Here is a 12153-nt window from a genome sequence, read left to right on the forward strand (position 1 = left end):
GTATTAATGCGCTGTAACCCAGCTATAAACAGTCATAGTACCGCGCTGTAAGTTATCCGCCGGGTCTCTACTAATTCCACGCGTATTATTTTTCCCAAAACCAGCCTGCTCAAACAAACCATGTAATGGTGAAACTGTACCTCGAGTTCTCTCGAGGGCTGACTGGGTAAGGAAAGTAAAATCTGAAGAAGGAGAACTGGGTTCAGCCTGTACTGCAATCATAATTAACCGCTCTAGTCCTCTTGAGGAACTGGCATCAATACTAAAACCGGGCACAACTAATGCTTTACCCGCTTCAATACGATTTATTTCATTAGCCTCATACGGGTAAACTGTTTCAATTCCGTAATCACTACTGACAAACAATAAAGTAACATCAACAGGCACTTTAAAAGTATTTGTAATTTCTAGTGCAACTTTATCACCCGTCCTGAGCGTAGGCATAGTGCTGCTATCAAAAATTTCTGTTTCATCGCTCTTACGGTGACTCACAGTTACCCTTAACTCAACCTGCCCTGCACCCTGTTTTACTTTACCTAACTGCGTAGACAATCGCATTAGATTGGTAACTCTTGCGACACGAGAAAGATTAACTAATAACTGAGATTTAAAGTCTTTATCTTCTATGGAAATAGATGGTGTATCAAGAACATGCGATTTATCAAACAGAGCAGATGGTAATAACATAAATACACGATCTCTATATTGATAAATCCGCAGATCAGCATCTTCTTTCTCAGTTACCCAGTTTAATTGTAACCCCGTATTTTTATCATTTTTAAACTCATCTAGTACCGTTTTAAGAGCCTTACCAGGCTCATCGGGTAAAGCCACGGTTAGCTTCATCGATATGGCCGGTACCGCCATTCTTAAATATGCACCAGCTGGAATATCTTTACGACTTAATGCTTTTTTTCCATTATGCTCAATTGCAACAACCGAACTTTTCAATACTCCAGACTTATTAACATTAACATAACCTAAAACTTCTTCATCTTTAGAAGTAGGTCCGGGATAAACTGCCAGAATAGAATTCTCATTTACATTATGTAAAGTACCAGCCGTTAAAGTTAATTTTTTAGACTCTTTTTTAAGTCTCCACTGTTTAACTTCTGAGACAGATTCTGAACCAAAAACAACCGCATCCAGATCTGAACCTTCAAATAATGGTGTTGGGCTATTACGATTAAATGCACTGTATCGATTTAGTATTTCCTGTGATGCCTGTCGATAAGTAATACCCTGATTTTGCGCAATAACAGACATTAAAATGTAGGTAAATAAACCATGCGTCTGACGATCAATATGCCCTCTTGGCAAACGCATTTCAGGTGTGGTTTCTGTTGTTTGAGCCGCATAAAATGCAACTAGACCACCGCGTTTGTCTCCATCATTAGCAATAACATTATCCAGTGGTAATTCAGATTTTGGTGCACCTCTAGTTTTTACTACCTGCTTTTCAGCTTTATCGATTTCGGATACGGGTATACCTAGATCCATGGGTGATATACGACGATCTTTTTCTTCAATATTAATAGCGCGTGTCATCGTGCCTGAGTGACAGCTATCAAACACAATCCAGACAAATGCACCCTTATCACGAATAGCTGCTATTTTTTCTCCTACGACATCATCAACAAGTGCATTTTTAACCGCACCGATTTCATAACTCCAGTTTTCAATATCAGCTGGTAGAAATATTTCATCCATACCATCAGCTTCTGCGTCTAACCCCGCATTTGATTTAGCCGGCTGCTGAGAGCCATGGCCAGCAAAATGTATATACACGAAGTCTCCGGTGGACACCTTATCAGCCAACTGATCGAATCCACCTGTTATGGCAGATAACGTTGGCGTTATTGCTCCTTCTATATCATCCGCATCGGCTAGTACTGTTATATTATTTTGAGAAAAACCATTCTCAATCAACGAAGCATGAACAAGTTCAGCATCATGCTCGGGGCCAACGAGTTGCATATGTTTCTTAAGGTTTGGGTATTTCGATACACTAACTAATAAAGCGTAACGGTTTCCGGTGATTTTTTTATCCGTATTTTTTTCAAGATTTTTTGCCGAAACAGATAAACTCAAAAACATCAGAGAAATTGAACATAAAAGCAATGACCATTGGTTACCCAATTTGCACTTACCATATTTAGAATTTGAAAACATATAACTACCTTTAGCAATAACTCTTATAACAATATCCGTACAAAAACATATAGAAAAAACTATTGAAGTATTTGCCAGTACTTATACTGAGATTGCTTCATCGCTTTTAGCTTTCTATTTTCAGGCTTAATTCCACGTAATGTTTTAATAATATCATCAATAACATTCTGCTTAGTTGCATAGTAAGAATGGAATTCAGGTACGCTCCACGGCGTCACCTCAATATCACTTGCATCAACCACTGTCATATCGGCCACATTAGTAACCGGCAAACCTAGTCGTTTTATACTATTGAATGTTGTAGAAATATTAAGCGCCGCGTCTTTCTCTGAAGTATATAAAGTCCAGTTTTCAGCGAGCGTTACAACATTCGGTGCAATCTGGTGTTTAAATAACTCAGCATCATAATCAGGAGCAGCAAAAATTATATTTCCAAAAACAGGCGCTGTTTCTTCACCCCGTTTTAAAGCCATTTGATTTAACGCACCAATTAACGCCTGATGCCCCATACTATGTGCAACAATATGAATACGCTTTGCATCCGTTTTATCAACTATATCCGTAAGAAAGTCTTCTACATGCTGAACACTCCATGTAGCATCCTCTCTGTCTGACATATATTCAAACAGCTCGCCATCTGACGGCCATGAGAACAACATTGGAACACCTTCAAACCCCGTATCATAAGCCAGCTGAGCAGTTCTAATAACCGCATTCTTAAACTTCACATTAAAACCGTGAATAAAGATAACAATATCTTCACGCATATCATCACTGCTATCAGAATCGCTTAAATGTGTATTTATTTTTTCAAAAAACTCTGTCGGGACGAGTTTCTCTACAGAGCTGATATAAACATGTTTTTTAGGATCCTGAAAAAACTTCAAACCCATTAATGGTTTTTCAATCACTCCTTTTTTATGATTTTTAGGTATTGAAACATTACAAACCCCATATTTAACCGGAGAACCTGATAAGTCTCTCTGCCCACTATAAATAAGATCTGTTTCAGTCGACTCAGTACGATTTGTAGCGTAAAAAACAGTCTGTACATATGACTCCTCAGGTTCTACTGCTTCACCGCCTCTACTGCGAATCTCATCTCCATCTTCTGTCACCCGCCCTTTATTTAACTGTGATTGTGAAATATATTTCACTAAATCATTTACTGTATTAACTTCCACCTTCATTGGCGGATCAAGACGATAGTTCTCGACAACTTCAGCCTGTAACTGATAGGCCTCGAAACTGCCTAAACCCAGATCATGATTAAACCGGCTTGCCCCTGTTAAAAGATTTAAAGGATATCCAGTAAACTCTGAGACATATCCGGCAACCTCTTTTTCAAGCATTTGAAGATATAATTTCCAGCCATCCTGTTCTCTGCACGAATAAAAACTTATTTTTATATTTTCAGCTGGTGAGAAAGAGTCAGGTAAAAGTGGTTCTGATGAAAATAATTTAATTTCTGTTGTGCCGACTCCATCAGGCACCATTTTTACATCAGTTAAAAGATCGGTAAGTTGATACGTGGTATTTGATGTATAAATAATTAAATTATCAGGTTTATTCAAAACCTGACCCGCAATATTATTATTAAGTAACTGAAGTAAATCAGCTAAAACAGTCGGTTTTGTAGTATTGACTGCTTTACTAATAATTTTATTACGTTTTTTATTAGATTCAATATTATCAATTCTAGTATTCTTCAAATCGTCAAAAAATAATAAGGAGGCTTTCTGTTCATTATTATTTAATGATAATTGACCTATATCTGAAGCCAGAATAGCTTTTGCAGATGATAAAACTGTTTCCTTACTTGCAGAACATGCCTGCACCATTTGTTTTCCCATATCAAGAACATAGAGGGACTCATTTGCATAGGATAATATTGGCAATAAATATAGAAACGGGATAATTAATAATTTTCGCATAATTAGCTTTCCAGAAATTTAACAGTTTTATCAATACTTATATCTTTTCAAACGCATAAGCTTCATTAAATGCATGCGCTGGATAACTTCGATATGATGGTCCACCCTGAGAAGACGTGTAATCATATTTTCCGAAAGTTTCACGATAGATGAAAAAGGTTTCATCTCCCTGCTCTACATAACCGATAATAACAACGCCATGTCCGGACATATCAGGTATTGATAACTTACCTACAGAGCTATCACTAACAACGCCTCCACTGCTTGCAAAGCGCACCCGAATACCAGCAAAAAGTGGTCCGTATTTATGTAAACCATCTTTAAGCATTTTCGTATGCTCTTCACTGTTTTCACGCACTTTATAAGAGCGCTTATAATCAAATATTTTTACTGTTTTTAATTTTGGAATGCCTGTTAGATCCATCTCATGACTTACACCTGGCAAACTGGGGTCAGCAACTTTTATAACTTTAACGTCCTGACTCTCTGATGCCAGAGAAATAATCTGGGAAAACGCGGGCATACCATAAGAAATGGGGGTGCCTTCTATCGGATCCATTTCAAGTGTTAATAATGGATACGTTTCTTTAAACGCTTCCTGACCTGCTTTATCATAATAAACGGCATCAATAATACGATGATCAAAACCCTGCTCCTCTTTTCCGCTGAGCCAGGACGTATAACGCCCGAGGGGTTTACCAGAATCTATTGTATGCCAGTTGATGACCGTAGCTGCTGATAAGCTCATACATTTATAATGCCCCATTCTACGTGCATCATTATATTTCCAGGCGGGTTGAGGCGAGTAGGTTTTATTAATATATTTAACCCACTCTTCTGATTCTTCAGTATTACTATAAGGCAAACTTGTCAGGGTATAAGGTAAGATAAACATCTTGCCGTATTCATACTTACTCCTGCCCTCTTTAAGCCAGTTAATTTTTAACGGCAGCCCCTGAGTAGCTATCCATACATCACTAAATCCAGTGGGAAGTTTGATCATATTCTCTGAATTAGAAGGTGTATCCAGGCTAGAATCATCTGGCAGAGACATACACCCTGCAAGAAAAAAAGAAAGTACTGATAATATTCTTATCGTTATATTTACCATCGAACGACCATATTTTTGTTTTTAAGTGATTTTTTTGCTGACTGATATTAACACGATTAATATTAATCTAAAGCTGCTGATTATAATTTAACTACCGACAGAGCAGCTGTCTGTAGCATTCATCACCTTCTGTTTCACTTAATTATGCTGACTAATGTTTAAACCATCACCTGGACGGGTTATTTCATAACGAATCCTTAATAATACGTCCGAGCTAATATAGCTTGATTCAAGCCTGAGACCATTTGTTAAATCCTGCTTACGAAGTGGCGGAACAAGGCCCTCTGGTTGATCAATCTCAAGCCCAAGTAAACATGAACTATAAACGACTTCTTTAGAATTTTTTATTTCATGATTCTCATTTAATCTAATCCAGATTAAACTATGTTCCTCCCCTGCAGAGCACCTCCCGCGCCCCCCTTCAGGCAGGGATGAATAAATTAATGAGATAAGCAGATAATGTGCAGCAGAATCAACTGAGCTATGCAACAGCTCCCAACCCATTAAGCCATCAGTAGAAATATTAAGCCTGTCAAAATGAAGATCAACACTACCAGCTCTTATCTCGGCTGCAGGCTCGACCTGTTTCAGCCTGGGTATTTCAACACTATCCGCAGCATAAAGATTTATAGGTAAAAACAGAAATACGAATAATAAAAATCCGGATTTTAAGCCCCCTGTATTTACTTCATTCATACGTTGTTTTCAGCGAATAACTAATTAGTGATAGCGCCCGGACATTTAGCATCTGAGAATTTTTTAGTATAAAGCTTATAAATTCGATCATAATCATCAATACTCCCGTCATTATCACTGATTGAATCTCGCTCCTCTCCATATTCCACTTTAATTTCTTCGCAGGACATCTCTCCGGAGCATGCACTTAAAGCAAAAACTGAAATAGAGAATAGACCAAGCATCACTATATTCTTATTTTTTTCCATTTTTCTTCCTCAACAGGTTTATTAATTCAACTGACTAAATTACTTATCTGTTATTAAGCGAATAATCCATCTTAAGCATACAGAAATATCATATGAGAATGTACACTCAATATTGTTAGATTTAAAGAGAGAACATAAAATATCACTCAAAAGCATCTACTACAAAATCAACAAAAGCACGTACTTTAGCGGTAAGGTACTGGCGATGTGGATACACAGCATACACATCATATTTGATATGATCGTAATCATCTAAAATAACCTGTAACTCACCACTGTCTACTTCTTTTTCACAGGTAAATAACGGCACGCGTGTTATACCTATACCCTTCATTACCATTGCAATTTCTATATTAGCGCTGTTACACATTGCCCGTGCTTCGATCGTTACACTGCTACGTTTACCGCCTTTATTGAATACCCATTGCGTGGGTGCAGGTAATAAGGAGTAAGCAATACAGTCATGCTGAGTTAATTCTTCAACATTTTGTGGAGTGCCCCTACGTTTCAAGTACTCAGGTGAAGCAACAACAACCGATCGTGATGAAGTGAATTTTCGCGCTATCAGGTTGCTGTCTTTAATTTCACCGACCCTGATCACTACATCATAACCTTCAGCAACGACATCAATCAGTCGATCATTAAACTCAACCTCAAGTTTAATATCAGGGTAACGGTGCATAAATTCTGGCAAAACATCAAGCAGGTATTTAGAACCGAAACTGCCGGGTGCATTAACACGTAATAATCCACTCGGCTCTTCCTGCAACTGGTTAATAGATCGCTCGGCATTCTGAGCATCTATCACAATCTGATTACAGCGTTCGTAATAAGCACGGCCCGCATTAGTGAGGCTAATTGTACGTGTCGTTCGATTTAGTAATCGGCTACCCAGTCGTTTTTCAAGCCGGGTAACTTCCTTGCTCACATACGAAGTACTATGCCCAAGCGCATGCGCAGCTGCGGTAAATGAACCGGCCTTAACCACCCCTACGAACACTGCCATACCATCTAACAGATCGATATTTGCGACTCTTTCTACCATTTTCCCAACCATTACACCCTAAACGGAAACAATGTCTTTCTATATAGCATATTTATGCGTAGTTATTAATAAATTAAACTGTTTATAAGTTATTAATTAACACCAAACAAACATATAAGACCAGACTGGAGACAGAGATGAGAATACTGACATTTGCCGCAACCAGCAGCTCAAAATCAATCAACAAACAACTTGCGAGTTATGCTGCGAGTCAGCTAGATAACGCTGATATTGAGATACTCGATATAAACGACTATGAACTGCCCTTATTCAGTGAAGACAAAGAACTCGAACTAGGACAACCCTATTTAGCAAAAAAATTTATAGATAAGATTGCCACCAGTGATGCCCTGATTATCGCTTTCGCAGAACATAATGGCTCTTACACTGCGGCATATAAAAACATTTTTGACTGGGCATCCCGTGTTAATCCGAAAGTGTTTCAGAATAAACCTGTTGTAATGCTCGCTACTTCACCAGGACCCGGTGGAGCATCAAGCGTTCTGGCAACCGCAATTTCGTCTGCCCCTTTTTTCGATGGAGTCGTAAAAGGCAGTCTCTCGGTTCCAGATTTTTATGAAAACTTTGATAGTGAACAGGGAAAGATTATTAATGATGAGATTAACGAAAGATTAATAACCGCGGTAAACAACTTAATCTGAAAATAATCTACAGGAGAATGTTATGGAAATTTTAAAACGTGACAGTTTGAACGAAGGTGGATTCGCGGGTTTAAGAGAACACCGACTGATAAAAGAGCCTGAATTATTTGGACCACAGGCAAATATTGATGGAAGCTGGCCGGGAAAAATTAATGGCCTGGGTAATTTTATATATCTTGCTGATGCCCGTTTCAAACCACACGGTGAAACGCACATGCACAGTCATCATGAAGTCGATGTTATATCCGTTATGGTTGATGGAAACATTTCACATGAAGGCTCCCTTGAACACGGAAAAAATTTAACAAAAAATGATGTGCAAATACAACGTGCTGGTGGTGAAGGCTTCTCTCACAATGAAGTAAATCCGGATGATGACTGGAACCGCTTGATTCAACTTTGGGTATTGCCCGAAGTTGCAGGACAACCAACTGATTACAAAGTGTATACACCATTAACTGGTGAATTAACACGTATATATGGAGGTGATGAAAACGATAAAGCAGACTTCCCTGCTAAAACAAAACTGGATATTGCCGTGTTGAGAAATGAACAACAGATAGAAGTTAATAAACCATTTTTAGCCTATATTACTCGGGGTAACGGTCTGCTTAACGGAGAGTCTGTTGTCGATGGTGATTTAATACGCGGTGAATCAATAAAATTCAAAGCACAGTCTGATACACAATTAATTATTATACACTTTGAATAAAACATAAAATTCATATAATTGAAATTCCCGGGGATGGATCTCGTTTTTTGAGCTCTGTCCCCTGTGGTAATTCCGATAAAATAAATAAAACTATGAATTACTCCGTACAACTCTTGATGGCATCAATAAGGGGACAGAGCGCCAGAAAACGGCGGTCTATCCCCGAGGGTTATGTGCCTTAACAGTGCTAATTATCTTGTAGCTTTATCATAACCAAACTCACCACACCACTCACCCTTTTGATAATCAATTAACAACCAGTTAGGTACAAATCGCTCTGGATTTTCTATATCAAAAATCTCTATAGATTCATGATTGTGAATATCCACATCTTTAGGTGCGCAAACATTGGTCGTTATCGGTTTAAAAGACAGAAACATATTTTCATTCAGTTTCACTGCATTATCGCTCAGACCTTTCATTGATTGAAAAACACGTTTCTTAATCATACAACTAAACTGCAACTCCATTTCTAAATTTACAATTTCAGGTAAATTAGATAATTGCTTACTTGCCAGTTTACTGTATTCAACTTTAAGCTCACGACCTAACAGATTAATGACCGTTTGCGTATTCATATAAACAACGTAACGTCACTTTTCTGTGCTGTTGGTAGAAACGATGCTGCGCCAACCCAGTCAGCTACTTCAGGAATAAATTCATCTGTATCCCAACCAAATAATTCAACCGTCATCTGGCAGGCTACCATTTTCACACCAGCCTCCAGAGACAACTCACGCAATTCACTGATACTCGCAACACCATTATTTTTAATCGTTTGCTTCATTAATGATGTAGCCATTTTTTCAAAACCCGGCATATTAGTTGCCATCGCATTTGGTATATTCCAGTTAATATCCTGAAACCAGTTTGGTCCAAATGGCATTTTCATTGGCATTGCGGTATTACCCATAGGCGTAATTGTTAGATCAAGGTCTTCTTTAAGCAGGCTTAAACCATAGAAAGTAAAAAACAGCTCAACTTCCCAACCCAGAGCCGCGGCCGTAGAAGCAAGAATAAAGGGAGGGTAAGCCCAGTCAAGGGAGCCTTTCGTTACAACAATTGCTAGTGAAGGCGTTTTACTGTCTTCATGTTTCTGCATGTGTTCTTCAAATTTCTTCTCAAACCAGGAATCGGGATCCGTACCAATTGAGTCCTCTATTAAAATTGTGCTGTTTTTTGATACTTGTGTATTCATGTCTAGTATTCCTATGGTGTGCTTATCAGTGTCTATAGATGCTATACTATTCCCAAATAACTTATAATTAGGTGAATTGGAATAACATCTATTCCAATTAAGAATAACTAGGAAGCCATAATGGATATTCTAAAATCGATGAAGGTATTCCGCCGCGTTGTAGAGGCCGGCAGTTTTTCTGCTGTCGCAAGAGAAAATAATCAGTCTCAATCATCAGTCAGTAAACTGGTAGCTTCATTAGAACAACACCTGAACACGAAACTATTAAATCGCAGTACACGCCAGTTACACTTAACTGAAGAAGGCCAGGAATATTTTGCATACTGCTGTCGTATTCTGGAAGATATTGCAGAAGCAGAAGCCAGTGTTGGCCAGAGTCAGTCAGAACCAACAGGAACACTTCGCATTAGCGCAACTGAGCCTTTTGGGAAGATTTATATCGTACCCTTCCTGTGGGATTTTCTTAATCAGTACCCTAAACTTAAAATGGATTTAATTTTAGAAAACCGATATGTCGATTTAGTAAAAGAAGGTGTTGATGTCGCCATACGTGTTGGCCCTATGAAGGACTCCAGTTTAATCGCAAGAAAAATTGGCAACAGCCCAAGAGTCACAGTTGCAAGTCCTGAATATTTATCTACCAGAGGTGAGCCAGAGAAACCATCTGATCTGACAGATCATGATTGCATTACTTATTCTTTATCAAATGCTACAACTGAATGGGTATTTAAGGGTCCGGAAAAAACAGAAAAAATTACCGTGAGTGGACGCTTAAGAGCCAGCAGTCCTGACGTGATTGGTGAAGCGACTGTCTCCGGCCTGGGCATATCAACAATGATGTTATATTCCGCAAAAGATTATATTAAACAGGGAAAATTAAAAGTTATACTTAAAGAATTTGAATTATCCTCATATGATATAAATGCGGTATACCCAGAAAGAAAATTTGTACCTCAGAAAGTAAAAAGTCTTATTTCATTTTTAAGAGACCGCTTCAAAGCATATGAAAATAGTTAATTTCGCCCTGGCAGTAAAAGATACTGATATAAAAACAGCATCTTTTACTTATAGCAGATTTATTTAAACCCAATTTTTTTCCAGAACAGTAAACCGGGGCAAATACCCGTTAAAAAAGCAAAAAACAACAAGCCCGCAGTTCCATAAAGCATCCAGTAACCATAATTATTATAATTAACACCATTTAACCAGGTACCTGAAAAAATCAGGCCAGCAGCCGTTAAAAAAACCATTCGTTGAGCAGTCATATTCTATACCTCACTATATTAAATTTTTACTTGAATTGATTGAAGCTGTTCTAAAATTTTATGTTCAGAAGTAAGTCCATTATTAATAAACCGCAACTTTCCTTTTACGTCTAAAACATAAGTTGTCGGCACCGTTTTCACATCCCATGAATTCGCTTTTTCAGGATTTTCATTAATATTCACAGAAGTTATCATAAGCCTCGAATCACCCAGTAGTTTATGCAACCGATTTAATGCAGGTTTTTGAGCTGTCTTACACTGGTTACACTGATGCGACCAGAAATAAATAACCTGTGGAGTATTAACGGGTGAAGAAACCTCGTTTTTAATATTAGAACGGGCTGTTTTATACTGGCGTTTTCTCATCATTGAAAACAGCTGTAAAACAACGACTATAGTAAAAACAACAAAAATTAATCGATCAAAAGTATCCATAATTTTACAACTTATTTATTCTTTGGTGGACGAGCACCAGGGAAAGAATCATTAACAGGCGAATACTTAAAGAAGCCCTTTAATCCGATTCGATTAATCATGTAATAGGAAAAACACCCCGCACACCACCCGGATAAAGCAAATACGCCAAGAATAACAATCAACACACTTAAGCCCCAACCAATGACATCATTCCCCGTAATAAGAAAATAAACTGAACAGGAAGATACAAAAAAACCTATCGAAGAAGCAAACCGATGAGGCTGTAAGTGATCCTCACGATAGTCAGAGTTAATAATATTTAACGGCCTTAAAATAAAACGATAAAGTAGAATAAACGGATTGAGTGATGTAGAAATAACGGTTAATAAAAATATAACGACCTGAGCAGCAATAACCTCCCATTGATTTAATATAAAACCAGTTAGCAGCATTAACATTACGCAAAATTGCATAACGCGAAGTTCATTCTGATCAACCTGCTGTATTAATGTATTCTCTTTCATGATTAAGTACCCATATGTATCTAAACAGATTTAATGTGATTGTCATGAAATAGATTAAGCCAGATTTGCTATGATGATAATACAGAGCGTTTGAATATTAGTTATTCCAAAAAAGAATATTAATTAAAGGGGTCGGTGACAAATGATAATTAAAGGGGTCGGTGACAAA

Annotated in this window: 14 protein-coding genes; 3 read left to right on the plus strand and 11 right to left on the minus strand. The window is 37.8% G+C overall.

The genetic code is table 11. The annotated features are described in order from the left end of the window. Positions 1–3: 3 nt before the first annotated feature. The 6 genes from DIZ80_08165 to DIZ80_08190 form a co-directional block, all read right to left on the minus strand. Complete coding sequence (locus DIZ80_08165; GenBank protein ID RDH84097.1) at positions 4–2172, minus strand: hypothetical protein; 2169 nt, start codon at positions 2170–2172, stop codon at positions 4–6. Positions 2173–2231: 59 nt separating this feature from the next. Further along, complete coding sequence (locus DIZ80_08170) at positions 2232–4106, minus strand: hypothetical protein (protein RDH84098.1); 1875 nt, start codon at positions 4104–4106, stop codon at positions 2232–2234. 37 nt (positions 4107–4143) lie between these two features. Further along, entirely contained in the window at positions 4144–5160 is a 1017-nt protein-coding gene (locus DIZ80_08175; GenBank protein RDH84099.1) for a hypothetical protein, read from the minus strand. A 195-nt stretch (positions 5161–5355) separates the two neighbouring features. Next, complete coding sequence (locus DIZ80_08180; GenBank protein ID RDH84100.1) at positions 5356–5913, minus strand: hypothetical protein; 558 nt, start codon at positions 5911–5913, stop codon at positions 5356–5358. A 20-nt stretch (positions 5914–5933) separates the two neighbouring features. Continuing rightward, on the minus strand, positions 5934–6161 hold the full coding sequence (locus DIZ80_08185; GenBank protein RDH84101.1) for a hypothetical protein: 228 nt from the start codon (positions 6159–6161) through the stop codon (positions 5934–5936). Positions 6162–6303: 142 nt separating this feature from the next. Beyond that, positions 6304–7218, minus strand: a complete 915-nt coding sequence (locus DIZ80_08190) for a LysR family transcriptional regulator (protein RDH84102.1) — start codon at positions 7216–7218, stop codon at positions 6304–6306. 125 nt (positions 7219–7343) lie between these two features. Here DIZ80_08190 and DIZ80_08195 point away from each other — a divergent pair, with 125 nt between their 5' ends. Next, positions 7344–7868, plus strand: coding sequence for an NADPH-dependent FMN reductase (locus tag DIZ80_08195; GenBank protein RDH84103.1), 525 nt, complete (start codon positions 7344–7346; stop codon positions 7866–7868). A gap of 22 nt (positions 7869–7890) precedes the next feature. Then, positions 7891–8580, plus strand: a complete 690-nt coding sequence (locus tag DIZ80_08200; protein RDH84104.1) for a pilus assembly protein — start codon at positions 7891–7893, stop codon at positions 8578–8580. A gap of 191 nt (positions 8581–8771) precedes the next feature. Here DIZ80_08200 and DIZ80_08205 read toward each other — a convergent pair whose 3' ends face one another. Then, positions 8772–9158 (minus strand): hypothetical protein, encoded by a 387-nt coding sequence (locus DIZ80_08205; protein ID RDH84105.1) that lies wholly within the window; start codon positions 9156–9158, stop codon positions 8772–8774. Further along, entirely contained in the window at positions 9155–9682 is a 528-nt protein-coding gene (locus DIZ80_08210; protein RDH84132.1) for an NADH-quinone oxidoreductase subunit F, read from the minus strand. Before DIZ80_08210 ends, DIZ80_08205 begins: the two co-directional genes overlap by 4 nt. Before the next feature lie 216 nt (positions 9683–9898). On the opposite strand from DIZ80_08210, the gene DIZ80_08215 reads away from it, so the two are divergent. After that, positions 9899–10795 carry a LysR family transcriptional regulator gene (locus tag DIZ80_08215; GenBank protein RDH84106.1) on the plus strand — a complete coding sequence of 299 codons (897 nt, stop codon included), beginning with the start codon at positions 9899–9901 and terminating at the stop codon, positions 10793–10795. Positions 10796–10854: 59 nt separating this feature from the next. Here the strand turns inward: DIZ80_08215 and DIZ80_08220 are convergent, their stop codons facing one another. From DIZ80_08220 to DIZ80_08230, 3 genes are read right to left on the minus strand one after another with little or no spacing between them, the layout of a single operon-like run. After that, on the minus strand, positions 10855–11043 hold the full coding sequence (locus DIZ80_08220) for a hypothetical protein (protein RDH84107.1): 189 nt from the start codon (positions 11041–11043) through the stop codon (positions 10855–10857). A gap of 18 nt (positions 11044–11061) precedes the next feature. Next, on the minus strand, positions 11062–11478 hold the full coding sequence (locus tag DIZ80_08225; GenBank protein RDH84108.1) for a hypothetical protein: 417 nt from the start codon (positions 11476–11478) through the stop codon (positions 11062–11064). A gap of 11 nt (positions 11479–11489) precedes the next feature. Further along, a complete protein-coding gene (locus DIZ80_08230; protein RDH84109.1) occupies positions 11490–11984 on the minus strand; it encodes a hypothetical protein in 495 nt (164 codons plus the stop codon). Positions 11985–12153: the final 169 nt, after the last annotated feature.

Origin of the sequence: endosymbiont of Galathealinum brachiosum (assembly GCA_003349885.1) — a bacterium.
Lineage (GTDB): Bacteria > Pseudomonadota > Gammaproteobacteria > SZUA-229 > SZUA-229 > SZUA-229.

Coding starts and splice junctions, on each gene's coding strand:
- DIZ80_08210 (RDH84132.1), bottom strand. CDS start 9,682: ATGCAGAAACATGAAGACAGTAAAACGCCTTCACTAGCAATTGTTGTA.
- DIZ80_08195 (RDH84103.1), top strand. CDS start 7,344: ATGAGAATACTGACATTTGCCGCAACCAGCAGCTCAAAATCAATCAAC.
- DIZ80_08165 (RDH84097.1), bottom strand. CDS start 2,172: ATGTTTTCAAATTCTAAATATGGTAAGTGCAAATTGGGTAACCAATGG.
- DIZ80_08205 (RDH84105.1), bottom strand. CDS start 9,158: ATGAATACGCAAACGGTCATTAATCTGTTAGGTCGTGAGCTTAAAGTT.
- DIZ80_08180 (RDH84100.1), bottom strand. CDS start 5,913: ATGAATGAAGTAAATACAGGGGGCTTAAAATCCGGATTTTTATTATTC.
- DIZ80_08215 (RDH84106.1), top strand. CDS start 9,899: ATGGATATTCTAAAATCGATGAAGGTATTCCGCCGCGTTGTAGAGGCC.
- DIZ80_08200 (RDH84104.1), top strand. CDS start 7,891: ATGGAAATTTTAAAACGTGACAGTTTGAACGAAGGTGGATTCGCGGGT.
- DIZ80_08225 (RDH84108.1), bottom strand. CDS start 11,478: ATGGATACTTTTGATCGATTAATTTTTGTTGTTTTTACTATAGTCGTT.
- DIZ80_08170 (RDH84098.1), bottom strand. CDS start 4,106: ATGCGAAAATTATTAATTATCCCGTTTCTATATTTATTGCCAATATTA.
- DIZ80_08220 (RDH84107.1), bottom strand. CDS start 11,043: ATGACTGCTCAACGAATGGTTTTTTTAACGGCTGCTGGCCTGATTTTT.
- DIZ80_08175 (RDH84099.1), bottom strand. CDS start 5,160: ATGTCTCTGCCAGATGATTCTAGCCTGGATACACCTTCTAATTCAGAG.
- DIZ80_08190 (RDH84102.1), bottom strand. CDS start 7,218: ATGGTTGGGAAAATGGTAGAAAGAGTCGCAAATATCGATCTGTTAGAT.
- DIZ80_08230 (RDH84109.1), bottom strand. CDS start 11,984: ATGAAAGAGAATACATTAATACAGCAGGTTGATCAGAATGAACTTCGC.
- DIZ80_08185 (RDH84101.1), bottom strand. CDS start 6,161: ATGGAAAAAAATAAGAATATAGTGATGCTTGGTCTATTCTCTATTTCA.